A 21468-nucleotide genomic window follows, 5' to 3' on the forward strand; every position below is an offset into this window, starting at 1 on the left:
ATCGCCTGACATGCTCAGTTCATCACCTCCACCAGAATCAGCGGGCACTTTCTGACTTTACAGGCCTGGGTATAGGCCAGCGAACAGACCGAACAGAGGTCGCGCACGTCAGACTGGTACTCATACTCCATGAAATAGCGGAACTGGCCACCCGCCGAATCTGTTCTCCAGAATCGCTGCGGCTCCAGAATTTCATCCAGTTGCCTGAATGTCAGGGCTGACGGGTTGTGAAACCCGACTCTTACGCGGTATGTAGTCATGCCCCGATTATTAATATCCCGCCCACCGCTCGCCAGCTGGTTATTGTTTTCAGTTCAATAGCTGGCGCTTATCAACCCGCTTCGCCTGAAGCCGACTGTTCCGCCAGCAGCGACAGCAGGTGCAGCACCGCTTTCGAGGGGTGATGCCGCCGCCAGGCAAACGCCACGTCGGTGAACAGCGTGTTGTTTTCGATATCGCTGAAGCTGACGTCCGGGTTATCAACGCAGCGCATCGACTCCGGCACCAGCGCAATCCCGCACCCTGCCGCCACCATACCGAGTGACGTGGTGATCTGCGGCGCCTGCTGGAAGGTGTGGCGCGAAAACCCCGCCCGCAGACAGGCGGTGACAATCAGCTCATACAGGCTGGGCGAAACATCGCGCGGGAAAATCACCAGGGTTTCACTGGCCAGGGCCGATAAGGGCAGAACGGGTGTGCCGCTGAGAGGGTGGCAGCGCGGCAGCGCAATCAGCATCTTTTCGGTGGAGATGACGCGCAGATTAAACGCCTTGCTGCTTTCGCACGGCAGCCGGATAAAGGCGGCGTCCAGCAATCCCTCCTGCAAATCCTGCATCAGCAGGGACATGTTCTCTTCGCGCGTCAGCAACTCCATCGCCGGATAACGCCCGGTAAAGCGGCGGATCAGGGTAAAGATATGAGGATTAAAGGCAACCGAGCTGGCAAATCCCAGTGACAGCTGGCCGCTGATCCCACGGGCGATCCCGCGCGCATTCTCCAGCGCCTGGTCGGCAAGTTGCACAATCTGCACGGCATCCGCCAGAAAAGCCTCGCCGGCCTCGGTGAGTTCCACCCCGCGCGTCAGCCGCTTCAGCAGGGGTGTGCCAATCTCCTGCTCCAGCCGCAATATCTGCTGACTCAGCGGCGGCTGCGATATCCCCAGCATTTCGGCGGCGCGGGTGAAGTGAAGCGTCTCGGCAACGGCAACAAAATAACGCAGGTGGCGCAGTTCCATATCAAAAACGTCTCAAAGTTAACAGGTTTCGCTATTGGATCTTACGACTGAATCGGTTCACCCTTAGGTTAACACGGCTTAACGGTTAACTTACGAGGCATCAAATGAGCAATTGTGTAACTGATTGTTCCTGTGAGGATCAGCTAAAACGAACTGTCTTAACGCTTTCCCAGGATGCACCAGAAAGTGTTATCTATCAGACCTCTTTAATGAGTGCGCTACTGAGCGGCGTTTACGACGGGAACACGCGGATTGCCGATCTTCTGCGCAAAGGCGATTTTGGCCTGGGCACCTTTAACCGGCTGGATGGCGAGCTGATCGCCTTTGACAGTCAGGTTTACCAGCTGCACGCCGATGGCAGCGCCCATCCGGCCGATCCGGCGCAGAAAACCCCGTTTGCTGTCATGACCTTTTTCAAACCGCAATATCTGTTTGAGTTTGACCGGCCGATGTCGCGTGAGGCCATCCATCAGGTGATCGACAGCGAAATCACCTCCGACAACCAGTTCTGCGCGCTGCGGATCAGTGGCCGTTTCAGCCGGGTCGAGACCCGCACCGTGCCGTGCCAGTGTCGCCCCTATCGCTCCATGCCGGAAGTGCTGGGCGATCAGCCGACCTTTGCGTTCCGCCAGCGTGCGGGGGAACTGATCGGCTTCCGCACACCCCAGTACATGCAGGGGATTAACGTCGCGGGCTATCACGAACATTTTATTACCGACGATCGCGAAGGCGGTGGACACATTCTGGATTATGCGCTGGAACAGGGAACCCTGACCTTCGGTGCCATCAGCAAACTGGTCGTGGACTTGCCGCAGGACAGTGACTTTCTCAATGCCGACCTGAACCCCGCCAATCTTGACGCTGCCATCCGTGCGGTCGAAAGCTAATCAGAGGAATGACGATGAAAACTCCAACCGATACCACGCTCTGGACCTGTGGCGCTGACCTGGTGGTCGCGCAGCTTGAGGCGCAGGGCGTCCGCCACGTCTTTGGTATTCCCGGCGCCAAGATTGATAAGGTTTTTGACTCCCTGCTGGACTCCTCCATCCAGACGATTCCGGTTCGCCACGAGGCGAACGCGGCGTTCATGGCAGCAGCCGTAGGCCGCCTTACCGGCAATGCGGGAGTGGCGCTGGTCACCTCCGGACCGGGCTGTTCTAACCTGATCACCGGCATGGCTACCGCCACCAGCGAAGGGGACCCGGTGGTCGCCCTCGGCGGCCAGGTAAAACGCTCCGACAGCGCCAAACAGGTGCACCAGAGCATGGATACCGTCTCGATGTTTCGCCCGATCACCAAATATGCAGTTGAGGTCACCGATCCCTCCGCGCTCTCCGAGTGCCTGTCGAATGCGTTTCGTCACGCCGAACATGGCCGGGGCGGCGGCGCGTTTGTCAGTCTGCCGCAGGATATTGTCGACCAGCCTGTTACCGGCAAAGCACTGAGCAGCAAAGCGCGTCCCGTCCTGGGCGCAGCACCGGACGCGATGATCGATGCCGTGAGCCAGGCTATCGCCGGGGCTAAAAATCCGGTCATCCTGCTGGGACTGATGGCGAGCCAGCACGAGAACAGCGAGGCGATCCACGATCTGCTGAGCCGCAGTCACATCCCGGTCACCAGTACCTATCAGGCCGCCGGTGCCATCCGCCAGGAGCACTTTTCACGCTTTGCCGGACGCGTCGGATTATTTAACAACCAGGCGGGCGATCGGCTGCTGCAACAGGCTGATCTGATCATCACCATCGGTTACAGCCCTGTGGAGTATGAACCGGCCATGTGGAACAGCGGCAACGCTACCCTGATCCACATCGACGTGATCCCCGCAGAGACCGACAACCGCTACCTGCCGGACGCCGAGCTGGTGGGCGATATCGCCGCCACGCTGCGTAAGCTGGCGGCGCGCATCACCGCGCCGCTGCAGCTGACGCCGGAAGCCGCCACCATCCTCGATGACCGTCAGCAGCAGCGGAAACTGCTGGCGATGCAGGGAGCCAGCCTCAATCAGTTTGCCCTGCATCCGCTGCGCATCGTGCGTGCCATGCAGGACATCATTAACAGCGACGTCAGCCTTACGGTGGACATGGGCAGCTTCCACATCTGGATCGCCCGCTATCTCTACAGCTTCCGCGCCCGCCAGATCATGATCTCCAACGGTCAGCAGACCATGGGCGTCGCCCTGCCGTGGGCAATCGGGGCCTGGCTGGTCGACCCGCAGCGCAAAGTCGTTTCGGTCTCGGGCGATGGTGGCTTCCTGCAGTCCAGCATGGAGCTGGAGACCGCCGTCCGGCTGAAAGCCAACATTCTGCACATCGTCTGGGTCGACAACGCCTACAACATGGTGGCGATGCAGGAAGAGAAAAAATATCACCGCGTCTCGGGCGTTAACTTTGGCCCGGTCGATTTTAAAGCCTATGCCGAAGCGTTTGGCGCAGCAGGCTTTGCGGTGACCAGCGCGGCAGAACTGGAGCCGACGCTGCGTAAAGCGATGGATGTTCAGGGACCTGCGGTGGTGGCTGTCCCGGTGGATTACGCCGATAACCCGCTGCTGATGGGCCAGCTGCATCTGAGCCAGCTTCTTTAATTTCATGCAAAAAGGAAATCACGATGAAAAACAGAGTGGCATTTGTAACCGGCGCAGGCCAGGGCATTGGTGAAGCGATTGCCCTGCGTCTGGCGAAAGATGGACTGGCGGTCGCGGTGGCGGACTTTAATCAGGACACCGCCCGTCAGGTGGCGGAGAAGATTACTCAGCAGGGCGGTAAAGCGATCGCGCTGAAAGTGGATGTGTCGCAGCGCGATCAGGTGATGGCGGCAGTTGAGGAGGCGCGTCGTGCGCTGGGGGGCTTCGACGTCATCGTCAACAACGCCGGTATTGCCCCCTCGACGCCGATTGCGGAGATTACCGAAGAGGTGGTCGACAAGGTTTACAACGTCAACGTCAAAGGCGTGATCTGGGGTATGCAGGCGGCGATAAAGGCCTTTGCGGCTGAAGGGCACGGCGGCAAAATTATCAACGCCTGCTCTCAGGCCGGACACGTCGGCAACCCGGAGCTGGCCGTCTACAGCTCCAGTAAATTTGCCGTGCGGGGCCTGACACAAACCGCCGCGCGCGACCTGGCCGCGGCCGGCATCACGGTCAACGCCTTCTGTCCCGGCATCGTCAGGACGCCAATGTGGGAAGCGATCGATCGGCAGATCTCGGAAGCGGCCGGAAAACCGGCCGGTTACGGCACGGAAGCGTTCGCCAGACGCATTACGCTGGGACGTCTCTCTGAGCCGGAAGATGTGGCGGCCTGTGTGGCCTATCTCGCCAGCACTGACTCCGACTACATGACCGGCCAGTCCCTGCTGATCGACGGCGGCATGGTCTTTAACTGATCCCCCTGCCTGCTGCGCCAGCGCGCAGCAGCTGTTTTTCCTGCCCGGCTTCACCCTTAAATTTTTTTTATCTGAAAAGCGGTTAACCATCAGCAGGTTGCCCGCCTGGCCGCGCCCCTGCTGGTTTTTTGTCACTGCAGAGGTTAAAGCTGCTTATCACCCTGCCGATAAATCAGAGACTCCTCTCCCTGTTCGAAGCGACCATGTTAACAATCAACCATAACGAAACCGCCGCGATAGCGAACAAAACGCGGTACGGCACTGACTCTGTTCTGGGACGAACGGTTGAACGACTTTCATCAGGGATGCGGATTAACAGTGCTAAAGATGACGCGGCGGGTCAGGCCATCGCCAACCGCATGACGGCCAATGTGAATGCCGATGCGGTTGTTGCGCGCGGCCTTAATGACGCGATCAGCTACTCCCAGACGGCAGGCGGCGGCCTGGGCACCATCGCCAATCTGCTGATTCAGGCCCGCACGCTCTCCGTGCAGGCGGCGAACGGCACGCTCTCTGATGCAGATCGGCAGAGCGTTAACGCCCAGTATCAGCAGATTCTGGCCGGGATTGATGAAGTGGCCGATCACACCGAGATTTTTGGCCGTTACCCACTGGCGACCGATAAACCCGATCTTCCGCCCGCGAAGCTGGGCAACGTTGATCCCATCAACACCAAATTTCCGGTTTCGGGCAGGAATTACTCCTTCAGCTCCGGGGTGATCCCGCTGGCCTATATTCCGGCAGGCGCGACGTCGATTACCATCACCATCGACTCGCTGGGTCAGGATGATGACCTTCAGCTGTTTACCCGCGACGGTAAGCATCTGGTCGGCACGCCGCTGGAAGGCAGCGCGCCCGACTACACCTGGACCAGCAAGGGGATAACCGATGCGGCGACCGCAAAATCGCGCCTGCTGACCAGCAGTAACGGCTTTGACAGCAACGCGGCCTATGACAGCTCCTCCCTGCTGGAAGGGGGATCGAGCTGGGCGCTGGCGGGCAGTAACAGTGGCAGCTACAACGGCATGAACATCACCTACAGCGGTGACGGCGATCGCTATGAAGATGCCACCAGCGGCGATTTCAACAACGGCACCATTACCGGCAACCGGCTGGAGCGCATCACGCTGGATACCGTCAGCGAAGATCTGATTGTAGTGGTGGTCGGCAACGGTTCTTTCACCAGCAATCTGACCTGGGGGATCCTGCCTGAGCCGAAAGGGATGCCCGCCATACCGCCGCATAAGAGTCAGCCGATGGAGGTGATTACCAGTGCGGATTATGGTCAGCCGGTGCAGTCGGACTCGATTCCGGCCACGCCCTCGGACACCAAAACGCTGAAGCTGAATAACACCACGCTGCTGACCAGCGGTGACATCTCCGTCACCATGAAGGCGCTGGATTCAGCCCTGGAGAAGATCAGCAGTTATCAGTCGCTCTATGGCGCGAAGATTAACCGCTACGAGTCGAACCGGAATGTGCTGTCGCAGCAGGGTGTGGATACCGCCACCGCCCGCAGCCGTATTCAGGATGCTGACTACGCGGAAGAAGCGAGCCAGCTGGCACGCAGCCAGATTATTCAGCAGGGGCAGACCGCCGTCAGCAAAATGGCCAACAAAACGCCTGAGACGATTATCCAGTTGCTGAATAATTAAAGCCCATCAGGCTGAGCGCTCGCGCTCAGCCGCTTCCCCTTGACGGATTTTCGCCGCTGCATCAGCCCCCGTCTGGCCCGCAATTCCCTCTTACGCCCCCGTATCGTTTGATCTCAGTCACACAATCTCGTTTAACATTCGTTTAAAGATGATCCCGATCACCCTTCCCTGTTAAAGAAATGCTAAAACCTGATAACAATTTAATATCATCTTTCCGCTCAGGGTTAATTAAAACAACAGGTTAATCGTTACCACGCTAAGCAATTTCCTGAATTTTCCTGACTGAACGCCACCTTTTCATTACTTTTACGCCATTGTGAGGGCTGTTATTTTGCTGACGATACTGGGTTTTTCCATGGTTGTTTGCTTCATGTATCTCATCATGACCAAACGCATGTCAGCCTTAATTGCGCTGATCCTGATACCAACCATTTTTGCGCTGATTGGCGGTTTTTATGCGGGACTGGGCGAAATGATGCTGGATGGCGTCAAAAAGCTGGCCCCCACCGGTGTCATGCTGACCTTCTCGATTCTCTATTTTGGTCTGATGATCGACGCCGGCCTGTTTGACCCGCTGGTCCGTTTTATTCTCCGGCTGGTGCGCGGCGATCCGCTTAAAGTGCTGGTCGGCACCGCCGTGCTGACGCTGCTGGTTTCACTGGATGGTGACAGCTCCACCACCTACATGATCGCTATCGCGGCTTTCCTGCCCCTCTATCACCGGCTGGGGATGAACGTGCTGATGATGACCTGTCTGGTCAACCTCGCCAGCGGCATCATGAACCTCTCGCCCTGGGGTGGCCCGACCGCCCGCGCCGCCGCCGCCCTGCGCATTGACGCCCTCGACATCTTTATCCCGATGCTGCCCGCCATGCTGCTGGCCTGCGTCAGCCTGGTCGCGATGGCTATGCTGTTTGGCCTGCGTGAGCGCAAGCGTTTAGGCGTCATGACGCTGAAAGATCACCATCTCGACAACATTGAGCTGGGACTGGGCGATGCCGATGAGTGCGCCGCCAACCGCCGTCCGAAGATGTTCTGGCCCAACTTCATCCTGACCACCGTGCTGCTGGTGCTGCTGGTGGTCGGGTTAATGCCGATTCAGATCCTGTTTATGCTGGCGTTTGCGATTGCCGTGATGCTCAACTATCCAAGCCTGGAGGAGCAGAAAGCGCGCATCAGCTCTCATGCCGGTAACGTGCTGGCTGTGACCGCGCTGATTTTTGCCGCCGGTATCTTCACCGGTATTCTCTCCGGCACCGGCATGGTGGATGCCATGGCGAAGAGCCTGCTGGCGGTGATCCCGCACAGCTTCGGACCTTATCTGGCCGTCTTCACCGCACTGGTCAGTCTGCCGTTCACCTTCTTTATGTCGAATGATGCCTTTTACTTCGGCATCCTGCCGGTTATCGCGCAGACGGCGGCCAGCTACGGCATTACCGCAGAGGAGATCGCCCGCGCCTCTATCGTCGGTCAGCCTTTCCATCTGCTGAGTCCGCTGGTGCCGTCAGTCTATCTGCTGGTGGGGCTGGCGAAAGTCGATATCGGCGACCATCAGCGCTTTGCGATTAAATGGGGGATTCTGGTCAGTCTGGTGCTGATGGCGGGCGGTCTGCTCACCGGCGCTTTCCCGTTCTTCCATCGTTAACTCTGCTTTCTGGCGGATAACCGGCAAATTTGCCCGGTTATCCGCTTCACCGCTCCGCCTACTGTTACAACCCTCTCTACACTCTAAAGCCAGGCTGATCTGCTGCGTGCCGGAAACGAGCCGAAGCACCTCAGCCATTCTGCCGATGATTGCGAGGGAGGCCCGATGAAAATTCACCACCTGAACTGTGGCTGCATGTGCCCGCTGGGCGGGGCATTTTATGATGGATTCAGCAAAGGCATCAAAGCGCATCTGGTCTGTCACTGCCTGCTGATTGAGACGGACCGCGACGGGCTGGTGCTGGTCGACACCGGCTTTGGCCGCCAGGATATCCACGCGCCGGGCAGCCGCCTGTCCGGCTTTTTCCGCGCGCTGAACAATATTCAGCGTCGCGATGAACTGACCGCCCTGTCACAGGTCAGGGCGCTGGGCTTCCGGGCTGAGGATGTACGGCATATTATTCTGACCCACCTCGATTTTGATCATGCGGGCGGACTGACCGATTTTCCGCAGGCGCGCATCCATCTGCTACAGCAGGAGGTGGACACGGCCCATCAGCGTCATAGCTGGCTGTCGCGGGAGCGTTACCGTCCCGGACAATGGGGTGGGATCAGCCACTGGGAGACCTATCAGCCGCAGGGCGAAACGTGGTTTGGTTTTGAGGCGGTAAATCGCCTGCGGGATTTACCGCCGGAGATTCTGCTGGTGCCGCTGGCGGGCCACACGCCGGGTCACGCGGGCATCGCCATTCAGCAGCCTGACGGCTGGCTGCTGCACGGGGGCGATGCGTGGTTCTATCGGGGCGAAATGCGCCAGCAGACGCGCCACTGCACGCCTGGACTGCGTTTTTACCAGTGGATGATGGCGATGGATAACGGTGCCAGACGACACAACCAGCAACGCCTGCGGGAGCTCTCCTGTCAGCGCGGCAGCGAGATCACCTTTTTCTGCAGTCACGACGCACGTGAGCTGGAGGCCCTGCAGGTTAATGCGCCGCGGTTCAGCCAGAGTGCCCGGCCCGATTAATCCGGATCGCCCGCTCGCTTTTGCAGCTGGGCTGACAGCCACGGAGCGGTCAGACTCTCTGATGACTGACTGACCGTCTCCGGTGAGCCGGATGAAACAATCCGGCCCCCCTTATAGCCCGAACCCGGTCCCAGATCGATCACCCAGTCCGACTCCGCCACAATTCGCATATTATGTTCTGCCATGATGACCGTATGGCCGCGCTTAACCAGCTCGTCCAGCACCCGCAGCAGCTTATCCATATCCGCCGGATGCAATCCGGTCGAAGGTTCATCGAGCAGATAGAGCGTGGCGGTGCGCTGGACCCGCTGCAGTTCCCAGGCGAGCTTGATACGCTGACACTCTCCGCCGGAAAGTTCTGTGGCGGGCTGCCCCAGCCGGAGGTATCCCAGCCCCAGCGCCGTCAGTGCCGACAGCGAACGCTGAATCCCTTCGTTGCCGCTAAAGACCGCCGTTGCCTCGTCTACCGTGAGATCGAGCACATCCGCAATCGTCAGGTTGTTCCACCTTACCTCCAGCGTCCCGGGGTTGTAGCGGCTGCCCGCACAGACGGAGCAGGTGGCCGTGGCGCTGGGCATGAACAGCAGCTCAATGGAGATCTGCCCCTGCCCCTCACACGCAGGACAGCGCCCGGCAGGCAGATTGAATGAGAACCGCCCGGCGTCGAAGCCTTTTGCCTTCGCTTCGGGGGTATCGGCAAACAATCGGCGAATGATGTCGAAAAAGCCGGTATAGGTGGCCAGGTTGGAGCGTGGCGTCCGTCCGATAGGACGCTGATCGATTCTGATGAGCCGGCCGAAGGCGTCGCTTCCGCTGACCACGCGTCCCTTCACATCGGGCACCAGATCCTCGTCCTCCCCCTCCTCGCTGTCGGACTCTTTATCCGCATGACCGAGCATTTCAGGCAGCACGCGATTCAGCAGCGTCGATTTCCCTGAGCCTGACACCCCGGTGATGGCCGTCATTCTCGCCAGCGGAAGGGCGATATCCATCCCGACAATATTGTTGCAGTCGATCGCTTCCAGCCTGAGCCAGTCTTCCGGCGACTGGCGCTGGCGCAGTCCGGTGTAGCGTCGGGAGAAGAGATAGCCTGAGGTGGGCGATTCAACCTCTTTGATCCCCGCCGGGACGCCGTTGTACACGATCGCCCCGCCGTAACCGCCCGGACCGGGTCCGATCTCTACCAGCCAGTCCGCTTCCGCGATGAGGTCAGTGTTATGTTCCACGACTATCAGCGAGTTGCCTGCGCGAACCAGCCTTTTCAGGGAGGCAAGCAGCGCTTTCACATCTTCCGGATGCAGCCCGGCGGACGGCTCATCCAGCACGTACAGCACGCCAAACAGGCGTGAAATCATCTGGGTTGCCAGACGGACGCGCTGCAGCTCGCCGGAGGAGAGTAGCGTGGTGCGACGCCCCGGCGCGAGATGTCCCAGCCCCAGCGCGACAAGCTGCTCAAGCCGCATACAGATGTCTGCCGCCATCCGGATGACCGCCTCACGCAGCGCCGGCTCTTCTGGCAGATCGGGAGATTCGCCACGGGCATGGGGACGAAAGCGTTCCGCCAGCGCGGAAACTGTCAGCTCGCTCAGACTGGCGATGTCATACCCGGCAAACGTCACGGAGAGCGCATCGCGGTTGAGTCGTTTACCGTGGCACTCAGAACAGGGCGTGACCGTCACAAAGCGCGCCAGCCGTTTTCTGACCGATTCGCTGCCGCCCGAATAGCTCTGCAACACGATTTTTGCGGCGCTGGTGTAAGTGCCGGTGTACCCCGGTTCCTCGCCTGCCGCTATCGCCTTTTCGCGCTGCTTAGCGTTGAGACCTTCGTAGATGGGCACCGACGGCTGCTCCTCAGTCAGCAGTATCCACTGCCGGTCACGCTCAGACAGAGTGTGCCACGGCGCATCGATATCGTAGCCGAGCGTGTCAAGGATGCTTCGCAGATTCTTGTTGTGCCAGCCTCTGGGCCAGGCGGCGATAGCCCCCTGCCGGATGCTCAGTGAGCTATCGGGCACCAGCGCCTCAGTTCTGACAGTTTGAACCTTTCCCAGCCCCTGACAGTGGGGACAGGCACCCTTTGGGTTGTTCGGTGAAAAATAGTCGGCCGTCATAAAAGGAACACCGTCCGGTCTGGCGCCCGCACGGGAATAGAGCAGACGCAGCGTGACGGCGATTCGGGTGAGGCTGCCGACCGTCGATCGCTCCTGCGCGCCCGCCCGGCTCTGCTGCAGGGCCACCGCAGGCGGAAGTCCGTCAATGTTATCGACATCCGGCGCCGCGGCCTGATCAATCAGACGGCGGGCGTGAGGTGAAACCGACTCGATAAACCGGCGCTGCGCTTCCGCATAGATCGTATCAAAGGCGAGGGACGATTTACCGGAGCCGGAAACCCCGGTGAACACCACCATAGCGTTACGGGGAAAACGCAGCGACACCTCTTTAAGGTTATGGGTGCGCGCGCCCTGCACGGAGATACAGGGATCGATCTCCCCCTCTTCAGCGCGGTATGTCTCGGTAAAGCGGTGTTCTGTCATGATGTCCCTGCCTGGTGAAATGCGGCCGACTGATGATCGCCTGCGATGAATGGCCGAAAACTGCAGCGGCTAATCTGGCGGACGCACTGGCCCGCTTCTGAAAAACATCAGCAAGGGTAGTCAGGGAACCGGGATTTAACAATTTATGGGGTGGAGTAACGCCTTGAATCGGCAAGGGGGCACACGTTCAGAGGGGGGGCCGGAGGAACATGGCCTTCTGTAGTCAGCCGGGAAAGGGGCAGAGACGCCCCCCTTCCGGCCCTCACAGCATCACGGTTTTTTAAACTTGTCTTCGACTTTCTCTTTCGCTTCCGCGATTTTGTCCCCGGCCTTGTCCATCAGCCCCTCTTTGTGATCGGGATGGTCTGGCGTCAGCGAGCGGTGATCCTGCTCTGCGCGGGCCTGTCGCGTGCCTTCCAGCAGGGGATCGGTCGCTGTGCCCTGGCCGCTGACCGGTGCGGCGCGGGTGTGATCGGCCCTGGCATGGTCGATGTCGACTTCCTGACGGCGCACCGAGTCATTGATGGTCTCCACCCGGTCGCTCTCCTCTTTACGTAGCACCACCTCTTCGATGATTTGCGCGGTCTTATTAACCACCGGCTGCTCGTGCGACTCCTCCACTTCCACCGTTTTTTCTGACCAGTCGACATTATCGGGCGAACCCGCTTCGTTCACCGGGCGGCGGAAGATTTCGGCGTGCTGCTCATGCAGCGAGACATTTTCAGACACCCGATCGGTGACCGTATAGCGACGGACGCGGGTCGAGCCTTCGCTGACCAGTCGCTTACCCACTTCCAGTCGCTCTTCAGCCAGACGCAGCACATCCTCATCACTCTCATCACCGGTCAGCGCGGTGCGGGTAGTGCCGCGCTCACTGTTCAGCGGATTGACCGTCTCGTTACCCGGTAACGTTCCGCTGGCTGGCGGCGTCAGGCTACTGTTAACCGTAGCGTCACCGGGAACGGCGGCGGTACGCTCCGTCAGCTCTTCATGGGCATCAAGAATGCCCAGCGCGCGCGGCAGCTCATCTTCATCAGCGCGCAGCGACAGCACCACCCCGCCGGTACGCATCGCATCTTCATACACTTCAGCCTGATCTTCCTCCAGCGTGTTGCCGAACAGGCGTTGCCAGAAGCCAGGATGGCGGGCCTCATGGCCTTCTGTCCGCAGTCGTTCGCCGGAGATGATATCGATATCATCATCCAGGAAGCCTGCTTTGATCAGGTTACGTTTTGCCCCCTCTGCCAGTGAGATATTGCTGAACATTGTTACGATTGTTTCACGCGCCATATTGTGTTCCTCGCTGATGGATTCGGATGACTCTGGATGAGGGGATCGGGTCAGGTGAGCGTGCTGTCTGCGCAGGGTCACGACCTGTTCTGTCGCCGCCTCGCTGACGACCGTGCGGATGTGCCACTCCTCTTTCAGCACCAGATGACGAACGATCTCGACTTCCTCTTCCACAATCGGGATGATCAGAACGCCATTTTCCTCCCGGATCGTCGGCATCGCCGCCAGCCTTTCCGATTTGGGAATGCGCTCTATCGCCGCCGTCTGCTGCCGGAGCATCAGCGCCATCGTCTGCTGATGCTCAGTGACCTGCCGGGTTACCCTGACAACGCCGTCACTGATCCGCTGTGTTGACACCTCTGCCGTTTCTTCAGCAAGGCTTATCACCTGCTCGTTATCCGCTGACCCTGATTTTTCAGGAGGCTGATTGTTCATGGTTAACCTGCCTGTCATACAGAGCGATCATTTGTACTTCCCCTGGCCTTGAGCATAAGTCACTGCTTTTCGGTTAGTTAAAGCCTGGCACAAAGATGGGCAAAAGAAAGGAAAATGCAGATAAACGCAGCCATATGAGGATAACGTGGCGCTAAAATCGCATAACCGAGGCGGCAGATAAAAAAAGGCTCTTACTGTGTCAGACAGTCAGATTGCTGTTTAGCCTGCTCAAAAAAAGGGCCAGTCCTTTTTCAGGCTGGCCCGCGAAACAGAGACGTCTGCGTTCAGGGATTGAGCCACTGACACGCCTTCAGTTCGCCGTCGGGCGCATAGCGAAACAGGGCGCGCTGATTGTCGTTACGCTGTAACTGGTAGCCCTCCAGTGTGGTCACCTGCAGGATCACCACGCCGAAGTGCGGCTCGCCAGACTCTGCGGCGTGCACAGCGGGCAACTTATTCGCCGGTATCGGTATCTCGCCCGGCGGCCCGCCCTGATAGGTCTGCCGGGTGTACTGAGGTAATGCCTGCCAGGCCTGCCGGGCGATATCACTCCCCGCCGCATAACAGCTGACCCGGCCCGCCAGTCGAAGCTGCAGGCGGCGCTGCAGACAATATCCGAGTACGGTGACCGCCGGATTGGCCGCCATCTCCTGCCACTTCGGGCTGCGGACATCAGTGTGAAAAGTCAGCATCCGACGGTGACTGCGACTCTGGCGCAGGACCAGCGTGCGCGCCTGGGGGCGCTGCTCAGCGTCAACGGTACAGAGTGCCAGATAACGAAATGCGTCCTGTGGATCGGCGGCGGCCGCCTCCAGCGCTGCCCAGGCGGTTGCTTCAAACTGTGTCAAATCCATCGGGGTTTCTCTCGTCAGGGTCAGGGGTTAAGCCAGACGGCTCTGCTCAAGCGTAGCAACGAAGTGACCAGATGGCCTGCCATCGCGGGAGGTAAACCGCGGGATCGGGCTCCTTTCGCCGACCCGGCCGTCACTGAACGGGTCAGGAAGGGGGAAAATGCGTGCCGCATGTTCTGTTTCTGCGTCTCTGTGTTATTTTTGCGCTATCCCTGAGATCGCGAAAAGCGTTACGCCATGGAGGCGGCTATGTTGTCTGAAATGCGTTCGCCACGTCTGACCTACCGGCTGCTCAACCCTGAGGACTGGCCCTTCTATCTGGCAGTCAGTCAGGACAGATCGGTGATGAAATATATCTGTGACCCGCGCAGCGCCGAAGAGATAAAAACCCGCTCTTTTGATGTTCGCCTGCCTGAATGGGAAAAAGGCTGCCAGCACTGGCTCTGTCTGGTGATGGAGGAAAAAGCCAGCGGGCTGCCCGCAGGTTTCTGCGGGTTTATCGATCGCGGAGACGGCATTGCTGAGTTCGGTTTTATTGTTGCCGCGCATGCGCAGGGAAAAGGCTACGGCCGTGAGTCACTGCATGCCACCATCAGGCTCTGCTTTGAGCAGCTGGATTACCGCCGTCTGGTCGCCACGGTGACGGCGGGTAATGCAGCCTCACGCCGCACCCTGCTCTCGGCGGGTTTCGTTCAGGAGGGAACACTGCGGCAGAATTTCTTTCTGGACGGCGCGTGGCAGGATGACTGGATCTTCGGCCTGCTGAAACAGGAGTACCGGCCCTGAGGCCGGGAGAGGCCGTAGATGACTCTCCCCCGCCTCAGAGACGCGCGATCAGCGCAGAGCGGCCCCTGAACCGGCCGCGATGGCCGCGGCAGGCAGAGACGGCGTTTCTGCACAAAGCATCGCTTCAAAATCGGCCGGACTCAGCGGCTGGCACAGCCCGTTCCCCTGCATAATGTCGCACCCTGCCGCCGTCACAAACGCGATCTGCTCTTTTTCCTCGACCCCTTCGGCAGCGACCCGGATACCCAGACTTTTACCCAGCCCGGCGATAGCCCGGAACATCATACGCACCCGCATACTCGAGCCCAGCTCGCGCGTCAGGGACTTATCGATTTTAAAGCCCGACACAAAGCTGTAGCGCAGCAGGTTGATCGCGCCCAGCGTCCGTCCGAAATGGTCGATAATGAATGAAGCACCGGTCTGGCGGATAGCTTCAACCTGCACCGGCATATCCTGCACCAGCACCGTCAGCAGGGGCTCATCCACTTCCAGCTCGACAAAACCGGCATCGCCACCGGCACTCTCCCGGAGCACCTTCTCCAGGCTGTTGCCCACCAGCTGGCGCGGAAACAGATTGATGCTGACGCGAAGATGAGGCGAGCGCACCTGCCACTGCCGGACCTGATCCAGCGCCGTCCGGATAATCCACTCCCCCAGCGTGACGGAAAGCGGGCTCTTCACCAGCATGGCGATGAAATCAGCCGGCAACAGCAGGCCGCGCGTCGGATGCTGCCAGCGCACCAGCGTCTCACAGCCGGTGAGTTTGCCGCTTTCGACGTCGTAGCGGGGCTGATAGTAGAGCGTGAACTGCTGCTGCCGCACCGCGGACTCCAGTTCACGTTCAAAACGACGGCGCTGCTGCTCCGCTTCACGAAAGGCGGGCCTGAACAGGATGCTGCAGCCTTTGCCCGACGCTTTGGCACGATAGAGCGCCAGGTCGGCGGCGGACATGACTGCAGAGGGATCCCGGCCGTGCTCCGGGTAGGAGGCGATACCGGTGCTGGCGCCGACCACAACCGGTGAGTCGTGATAGCTGAACGGCGTCTGAACGGCGGCAATCAGCTTCTCTGCCGTCAGCGCCGCTTCCGCGCAGCCCCCCGTCAGCAGGATGACAAATTCATCACCGCCCAGGCGCGCCGCCGTCACCGCACCGGTGCACACGGCACGAATCTGTTCGGCAACGTGACACAGCAGCGCATCCCCGGCCGCGTGGCCTAGGGTATCGTTTACTTCCTTAAAGCCATCGAGATCGGTCATCAGTAACGTATAGGGGATCTCCGCTTTAGTGAGCTGAGCGACCTGATCCATAAACGCGCTGCGGCTGGCGAGGCGCGTCAGCATATCGAGAGAGGCCAGCTCACAAAGCCGTGCCTCACTTTCATAACGGGCCGTGACGTCGCGGATAATCATGCCCACCAGCCGCTCTCCCCCTTCACGCCAGCCGGAGAAAGAGACCTCAGCCGGAAATTCGCGTCCGTTACGCGTCAGTCCCCAGATCTGCAGAGAGCGCGGACGCGAGATCGCCGATTCATCGGAGGTAATCCGGGCCAGCTCATTACGGTAGTCGGTCTGGCAGCGCGCCGGGATCAGCTCACTGACGAACTGACCGCGCATCTCCTCTGCGCTGTAGCCGAACAGTGCGGTGGCGGCAGGGTTCCAGAAAGTGATGCCGCGCTGCAGATCCGTGCAGATAATGGCGTCAGGCGAGGTAGAGGAGATCGCCTCCAGCCGCTGCTGACTGGTATAGCGCAGTAATTTAAGCCGGTGCATCTCCATGCGATCCATCACCAGCGCGGCAATATCGCTGAGATGCTGCCGATCTTCTGGGGTCAGCGGCGCGCGGGGACGGGTATCGGTCAGGCAGACCGTGCCGATGTGATGACCATCCGGCGTGGAGAGCGGAATACCGGCATAAAAGCGGATGTAGGGATAGCCATGCACCAGCGGGCTGTCGCAGAAGCGCGGATCCTGCAGGGTATCCGGGACACAGAGTATCCGTCCCTGCGTTAAGGTGTGATGGCAGAACGCGACGTTGCGTGACGTACCCGTAATGTTCAGTCCGTAACGGGAAGCAAAGAACTGCCGCTTTTCGTCAATGAGGGAAACAAACGCGACGGGCACCTTAAACAGTCGGGCGGCAAGCGTAGTCAGACGATCCAGCGCATCGTTTGGCGGTGAATCCATCATCTCGTACTGCCTGAGTGCATCGAGGCGCGCCGCCTCGGCATCATGATAAACGGGACGTTTCAGGATAACTTCCTCTGCGGATCGGTACTGTGGACGGCATGACACAGCATAAAGAGGACACGTTCAATCAGACAGGCCAGGCAGTATATGCTGCTGACCCGCTGCCGTAAGAAAGGCCCGTCGGTAAAATCTGGCGCAGCCGATGGCTGCGCTTCGCTTAATCTGTTTATCGGCCTGCCATATTCTAACTTCAGAGAAAACAGCGGCTGAAAACCCTATTTTTTCTGTTTTGCGACCAGCTCAAAGTGCGGATGCTCCCCGGCCAGCAGCATCAGCAATTCATATTCCCCCTGACTGAGCCGCGCAGGATTTTTCGACGCCTCTTTGGTCTGCCAGACACGCTGGCTGAGGTCGAAACGCTCTGCGGCGATCTCCTGAGAAAACCCGGCGGCAAGGCGGAGTTCACGTACGTTGCACTGCACGGCGACAGGCCGCTGTAAAATCTGATTTCCCATATGAAACTCCCGGCTTAGGGTGGCCGTATAGAGGGCAGGACGCCATCACACGCCTGACCAAAGCATAAATTCTGGTTATGTTTTAATCGCCCGGCACAGCAGGCCGTCCTGTGAAATCAGTGAATGCAGCGTGCGATGATTAAATAAGGCAAATTATCTTTCTGACGATGCCTGAATAATAAGCACATCGATAAAAGAATAACCGATAGGATGAGTTGCAGACTCATCCTGCGATTATTGCCGCACGCTCTGCCCTTAAAAAATAAGGTGTCAGAGCGCGATTTAATAATCATTCGCGAACGTGCACGCGTTTTTCATACAGGCCCATTCCTCGTCGGGCGACTGATGTCAGGCCTGACTAAAGGCAGCCCATCCGCCAGGCTGTTCCGTGGCTTCGCGTCTGTTCGCCACGGCAACCGCCTGATGCGGGAGGGTAAAGCGGGTGATGACGCTGCCCAGCGTTTGCGTCTGACCGCTGAGACTGCCCGCGGTGGCTGACACCTGCTGCACCAGCGTCGCATTCTGCTGCGTCACGCGGTCGAGCTCAGCAACGGCGACGGTGACCTGAGCGATGCCTTTACTCTGTTCATCTGACGCCAGCGCAATCTGCCCGATAAGCTCATTCACGCCGCCAACGCCGCGCAGGACGGCTTCCATCGTGGTGCCGGCGCTCTCCGCTGCACGGCGGCCATCGTCAACCCGCGCCACGGTATCTGAAATCAGCTCTTCAATCTCTTTGGACGCCGCCGCACTGCGCTGCGCCAGCGAGCGCACTTCGCTGGCCACGACGGCAAAGCCGCGGCCCTGCTCACCGGCACGCGCTGCCTCTACGGCCGCATTCAGCGCCAGAATATTGGTCTGAAACGCGATGCCGTTAATGGTAGCGGTAAACTGACGAATTTTTTCTGACCCTTCCGCGATGCTGGTAATGGCCGCAGTCACCGTCTGAACCAGCTTCGCGCCCTGCTGCGTGGTATCGGTTGTACTGACGGCCAGCTCCCGCGCTTCACGGGCGTTCTGCGCGTTGTGGCGCACGGTGACGGTAATCTCTTCCATGCTGGCGGCGGTCTGCTCCAGGGCTGCAGCCTGGGTGGAGGTCCGATCGGAGAGGTCTGCGTTGCCTGCAGCAATATCCGCGGCTTCACGATGAAGAATGGCGGCGTTATCGCGGATAGCGCTGACCATATGCAACAGGCTGTGCTGCATCTCTTTCACCAGAGGAACCAGCTGTCCGACACAGTTACGGCCCAGATCTTCCGGCTCCTGCGTCAGATCGCCATCCGCAATGATTTTCAGGTGACCACGAATTTTTGCCACCGGACGCACCAGATGCACGACCAGATAGCGATCGCAGAACAGCAGTAACGCGAACGCCGCCAGCAGCGCCGCCAGCAGTACACCCTGCAGCTGATGCCGGTCAGCCCTGAGCGGCGCCTGATGCTGCGCCAGCTGCTGCGTGATGCTGTTCAGTTGCGCCCGTGCCGCAGAGGCATAGTCTGCAGGTGTGGTGGTGAGTGCCGTACGCAGACGCTCCCAGTCAGCGCCTTCCGGCATGGCAGCCATCACCGCACTTTTGTCGGCGGCGCTTCCGCTCTGCATGGCAATAGCGCTTTGCGTCAGAAAGCTGAGCTGCTGAGTGAGAACGGCGGTGCGATCGGTTTGACGATAGATGTCGCGCAGCACATGGCTACTGTAGCCGCCTGCCAGTGCAACCACGCCCAGTGAAATGATCATCATCCACAGCACGACGCGCCGGATGGTGAAATGCCGGAGTGAGTTCATAAGGTTTCCCTGATGTTGTTATTGGTGTGTGTAAAAGTCGGGCAATAATAAGTTCTGTCATCTGCTTTAGCGCGTTATTATATAGTGCGCTATTTTTGTTCTTTCTATCCTGGCAGGATATTTCAGAAATACAAATTTTTTGACGACAAAATAAAAGAATCGCCGTTCTGAAAATATTTTATTGAAGAAAGCCGATCCGGTAACCGTTTGCTGCTCTCTGCATTCCGTTACGTAATAAATTTGTCAGGACACTTTATTTTTACGGAAATTGCCTGTACTCATTACACACTACTCTGCAATTTTTCTGCTTAATTTCGCTCCGTAACCAGCCGGGGCGGAGGAATTCATGTTCATAAGTCTCAGCGGCGGCGATGATGGTCGCACGCGAACCCTGCGCGCGTTGCGCAATCCCGACGAAAGTCGTGATGAAGTACTGCGTCAGTTTGTCCGACTGGCCAGTCAGGCGCTCAGCATTCCTGGCAGTTTTATCTCCGTGCTGGATGATGAGCAGCAGCATGTGATGGCCGCGCATAATTTTACCCTTACCCGGTCCAGCCGCGAAGATTCGCTCTGCCGGTATGCGGTCGACAGCGACAGCACCGTGGTGATCCCGGATACCCTGCTGGATGAACGGTTTGCGACGCACCCCTTGATCATCGGCGCACCCTTTATCCGCTTCTATGCCGGTACGCCGCTGAAAAACAGCACGGGCATGATTCTGGGCACGCTGTGTGTCACCGACACCACGCCCCACCCTTTCAGTCCGGCTCAGGTCACCATGCTCACGATGCTGGCCACCCTGGTCATGTCATTTCTGGAAGCCTGGTATTCGGCAGGTTTTGCCGATCCCGTCACCGGATTGCCCAACCGTCAGCGGCTTATCCGCGACCTCCAGTTTCTGGCCGCCTCGGGTGATCGGACGCCACGGCGACTGGTCCTGATTGACTGCATTGATATGCCGCGCGCCTACGAGCTGGCGCGTTCGATGGGGATGGGGCCGGTTGAAAGCCTGCTGAAAGATGTCGCCACGCTGCTGCCTCTGCGCCTGCGCCCGGCGCCGGGCGAGATACTCTATACCGTGGCCACCGGGCGTTTTGCCCTGTTAACCCGCCAGGAGAGCCGGCTGAGTGCCGGATGGGTGGCGAAGCAGCTGACGGGCATCAGCGCGGATCTGGGCGACGGGCTGTCTGTCGCGCTGATGACGCATACCGGTGAGGCCAGTTTCATCACTGGTGAGATGCCCGCACAGGAGATCCTGCGCCGCGCCGTCAGCGCCCTTCATGAAGCGATCGCCCGGGATGTCGCGTCGATGTGTTTCAGTGAAGCCACCGACACACGGCATACTCAGGATTTCACGCTGATGCACGATCTGGCCCTGGCGATACGGGAAAACAAAGGATTGTGGCTCGCGTATCAGCCGAAAATCTGTCTGCATAGCGGAAAGCCGATTGGGCTGGAAGCGCTGATCCGCTGGCGGCATCCGCAGCGCGGCGAGCTTTCTCCGGCAGAGTTTCTGCCTTTTGCCGGACAGACTGAACTGCTCAGCGAGCTGACCCGCTGGGTGACTGAGCAGGCCATCACCCGCCTTTCCCGGCTGCGTGACAGCTATATTCAGCTGCCCGTCACCATCAACGTCAGCAGCAGCGATTTCTCCCGCAGCGGCTTTGCCGACGAGCTTGAAGAGCAGATGATCAAGGCAAAGCTGCCGGTTTCACTGCTGGGCATCGAGTGCCTGGAGACAGAGCGGATTCTGGAGAGCCCGTCAGCGATGCAGGGGCTTGAGATGCTGAAACTGCGCGGATTTGGGATCTCTCTGGATGACTTTGGTACCGGCTACAGCAACATCAGCTACCTGCGACGTATGCCACTGGACGTGATCAAGCTGGACCGCTCGCTGATTAGCGAAATCGCCAGTGATACCGGCTCGCGGGTTATTGCCCGCAGTATTATTGCGATGCTGAAAGATCTCGATTATACGGTGCTGGCCGAAGGCGTGGAGAATGCGGAAACGGTCAACACGCTGACCGAATTTGGCTGCGATCAGGCGCAGGGATTTTTCTACTCCCGGCCGCTGGCGGAAGCGGCGCTGGATGAGTGGCTCGGCTGGCGACTCCGCAGCAAATGCTGAGCCGGTTGCGCCAGCCTCAGCC

The 21468-nt window shown here is 59.2% G+C and carries 16 protein-coding genes; 8 read left to right on the forward strand and 8 right to left on the reverse strand.

What is annotated here, in order from left to right; all coding sequences use genetic code 11:
- Positions 1 to 14: 14 nt before the first annotated feature.
- Positions 15 to 260 (reverse strand): hypothetical protein, encoded by a 246-nt coding sequence (locus OJ965_RS20920; RefSeq protein WP_033736884.1) that lies wholly within the window; start codon positions 258 to 260, stop codon positions 15 to 17.
- Positions 261 to 331: 71 nt separating this feature from the next.
- Entirely contained in the window at positions 332 to 1234 is a 903-nt protein-coding gene (locus tag OJ965_RS20925; protein ID WP_058957545.1) for a LysR family transcriptional regulator, read from the reverse strand.
- A 104-nt stretch (positions 1235 to 1338) separates the two neighbouring features.
- Between OJ965_RS20925 and budA the strand changes: the two genes are divergently transcribed.
- From budA to OJ965_RS20955, 6 genes are all read left to right on the forward strand, one after another.
- Positions 1339 to 2121 (forward strand): acetolactate decarboxylase, encoded by a 783-nt coding sequence (gene budA / locus OJ965_RS20930; protein ID WP_009093211.1) that lies wholly within the window; start codon positions 1339 to 1341, stop codon positions 2119 to 2121.
- A 14-nt stretch (positions 2122 to 2135) separates the two neighbouring features.
- Entirely contained in the window at positions 2136 to 3815 is a 1680-nt protein-coding gene (alsS, locus tag OJ965_RS20935; protein WP_154929186.1) for an acetolactate synthase AlsS, read from the forward strand.
- A gap of 23 nt (positions 3816 to 3838) precedes the next feature.
- Positions 3839 to 4612 carry a (S)-acetoin forming diacetyl reductase gene (locus OJ965_RS20940; RefSeq protein WP_154929185.1) on the forward strand — a complete coding sequence of 258 codons (774 nt, stop codon included), beginning with the start codon at positions 3839 to 3841 and terminating at the stop codon, positions 4610 to 4612.
- A gap of 203 nt (positions 4613 to 4815) precedes the next feature.
- Positions 4816 to 6267 carry a flagellin N-terminal helical domain-containing protein gene (locus OJ965_RS20945; protein ID WP_140029860.1) on the forward strand — a complete coding sequence of 484 codons (1452 nt, stop codon included), beginning with the start codon at positions 4816 to 4818 and terminating at the stop codon, positions 6265 to 6267.
- 331 nt (positions 6268 to 6598) lie between these two features.
- A complete protein-coding gene (locus OJ965_RS20950) occupies positions 6599 to 7912 on the forward strand; it encodes a CitMHS family transporter (protein WP_009093217.1) in 1314 nt (437 codons plus the stop codon).
- Between the two features lie 165 nt (positions 7913 to 8077).
- The gene (locus OJ965_RS20955) at positions 8078 to 8938 is read left to right on the forward strand and encodes an MBL fold metallo-hydrolase (protein WP_009093218.1); all 861 of its coding nucleotides are present in this window, start codon (positions 8078 to 8080) and stop codon (positions 8936 to 8938) included.
- Here OJ965_RS20955 and OJ965_RS20960 read toward each other — a convergent pair.
- From OJ965_RS20960 to OJ965_RS20970, 3 genes are all read right to left on the reverse strand, one after another.
- Complete coding sequence (locus OJ965_RS20960) at positions 8935 to 11472, reverse strand: excinuclease ABC subunit UvrA (protein ID WP_154929264.1); 2538 nt, start codon at positions 11470 to 11472, stop codon at positions 8935 to 8937. The two genes, OJ965_RS20955 and OJ965_RS20960, sit on opposite strands and share 4 nt — an antisense overlap.
- 270 nt (positions 11473 to 11742) lie before the next feature.
- Entirely contained in the window at positions 11743 to 13119 is a 1377-nt protein-coding gene (locus OJ965_RS20965; RefSeq protein ID WP_237712334.1) for a DUF2382 domain-containing protein, read from the reverse strand.
- Between the two features lie 362 nt (positions 13120 to 13481).
- On the reverse strand, positions 13482 to 14051 hold the full coding sequence (locus OJ965_RS20970; RefSeq protein ID WP_154929263.1) for a pyridoxamine 5'-phosphate oxidase family protein: 570 nt from the start codon (positions 14049 to 14051) through the stop codon (positions 13482 to 13484).
- A gap of 246 nt (positions 14052 to 14297) precedes the next feature.
- Here OJ965_RS20970 and OJ965_RS20975 point away from each other — a divergent pair, with 246 nt between their 5' ends.
- Positions 14298 to 14834 carry a GNAT family N-acetyltransferase gene (locus tag OJ965_RS20975; RefSeq protein ID WP_154929262.1) on the forward strand — a complete coding sequence of 179 codons (537 nt, stop codon included), beginning with the start codon at positions 14298 to 14300 and terminating at the stop codon, positions 14832 to 14834.
- Positions 14835 to 14882: 48 nt separating this feature from the next.
- Here OJ965_RS20975 and OJ965_RS20980 read toward each other — a convergent pair whose 3' ends face one another.
- The 3 genes from OJ965_RS20980 to OJ965_RS20990 all read right to left on the reverse strand — a co-directional run bounded on the left by OJ965_RS20980 (position 14883) and on the right by OJ965_RS20990 (position 19318).
- Positions 14883 to 17018: a sensor domain-containing phosphodiesterase gene (locus OJ965_RS20980; RefSeq protein WP_154929270.1), complete on the reverse strand. Its 2136-nt coding sequence runs from the start codon at positions 17016 to 17018 to the stop codon at positions 14883 to 14885.
- Positions 17019 to 17296: 278 nt separating this feature from the next.
- A complete protein-coding gene (locus tag OJ965_RS20985) occupies positions 17297 to 17536 on the reverse strand; it encodes a hypothetical protein (protein WP_009093224.1) in 240 nt (79 codons plus the stop codon).
- 348 nt (positions 17537 to 17884) lie between these two features.
- A complete protein-coding gene (locus tag OJ965_RS20990; protein WP_154929261.1) occupies positions 17885 to 19318 on the reverse strand; it encodes a methyl-accepting chemotaxis protein in 1434 nt (477 codons plus the stop codon).
- 346 nt (positions 19319 to 19664) lie between these two features.
- On the opposite strand from OJ965_RS20990, the gene OJ965_RS20995 reads away from it, so the two are divergent.
- Complete coding sequence (locus OJ965_RS20995) at positions 19665 to 21446, forward strand: sensor domain-containing diguanylate cyclase (RefSeq protein WP_154929260.1); 1782 nt, start codon at positions 19665 to 19667, stop codon at positions 21444 to 21446.
- The last annotated feature ends 22 nt before the right edge of the window (positions 21447 to 21468 follow it).

The organism is Pantoea anthophila (assembly GCF_026104315.1).
Lineage (GTDB): Bacteria > Pseudomonadota > Gammaproteobacteria > Enterobacterales > Enterobacteriaceae > Pantoea > Pantoea anthophila.

Bases quoted from the DNA above. Each gene is read 5' to 3' on its own strand.
- OJ965_RS20980 (WP_154929270.1), bottom strand. From the start codon at position 17,018: ATGGATTCACCGCCAAACGATGCGCTGGATCGTCTGACTACGCTTGCC.
- OJ965_RS20920 (WP_033736884.1), bottom strand. From the start codon at position 260: ATGACTACATACCGCGTAAGAGTCGGGTTTCACAACCCGTCAGCCCTG.
- OJ965_RS20960 (WP_154929264.1), bottom strand. From the start codon at position 11,472: ATGACAGAACACCGCTTTACCGAGACATACCGCGCTGAAGAGGGGGAG.
- OJ965_RS20925 (WP_058957545.1), bottom strand. From the start codon at position 1,234: ATGGAACTGCGCCACCTGCGTTATTTTGTTGCCGTTGCCGAGACGCTT.
- OJ965_RS20945 (WP_140029860.1), top strand. From the start codon at position 4,816: ATGTTAACAATCAACCATAACGAAACCGCCGCGATAGCGAACAAAACG.
- budA (WP_009093211.1), top strand. From the start codon at position 1,339: ATGAGCAATTGTGTAACTGATTGTTCCTGTGAGGATCAGCTAAAACGA.
- OJ965_RS20995 (WP_154929260.1), top strand. From the start codon at position 19,665: ATGTTCATAAGTCTCAGCGGCGGCGATGATGGTCGCACGCGAACCCTG.
- OJ965_RS20975 (WP_154929262.1), top strand. From the start codon at position 14,298: ATGTTGTCTGAAATGCGTTCGCCACGTCTGACCTACCGGCTGCTCAAC.
- OJ965_RS20985 (WP_009093224.1), bottom strand. From the start codon at position 17,536: ATGGGAAATCAGATTTTACAGCGGCCTGTCGCCGTGCAGTGCAACGTA.
- OJ965_RS20955 (WP_009093218.1), top strand. From the start codon at position 8,078: ATGAAAATTCACCACCTGAACTGTGGCTGCATGTGCCCGCTGGGCGGG.
- OJ965_RS20940 (WP_154929185.1), top strand. From the start codon at position 3,839: ATGAAAAACAGAGTGGCATTTGTAACCGGCGCAGGCCAGGGCATTGGT.
- OJ965_RS20970 (WP_154929263.1), bottom strand. From the start codon at position 14,051: ATGGATTTGACACAGTTTGAAGCAACCGCCTGGGCAGCGCTGGAGGCG.
- OJ965_RS20990 (WP_154929261.1), bottom strand. From the start codon at position 19,318: ATGAACTCACTCCGGCATTTCACCATCCGGCGCGTCGTGCTGTGGATG.
- alsS (WP_154929186.1), top strand. From the start codon at position 2,136: ATGAAAACTCCAACCGATACCACGCTCTGGACCTGTGGCGCTGACCTG.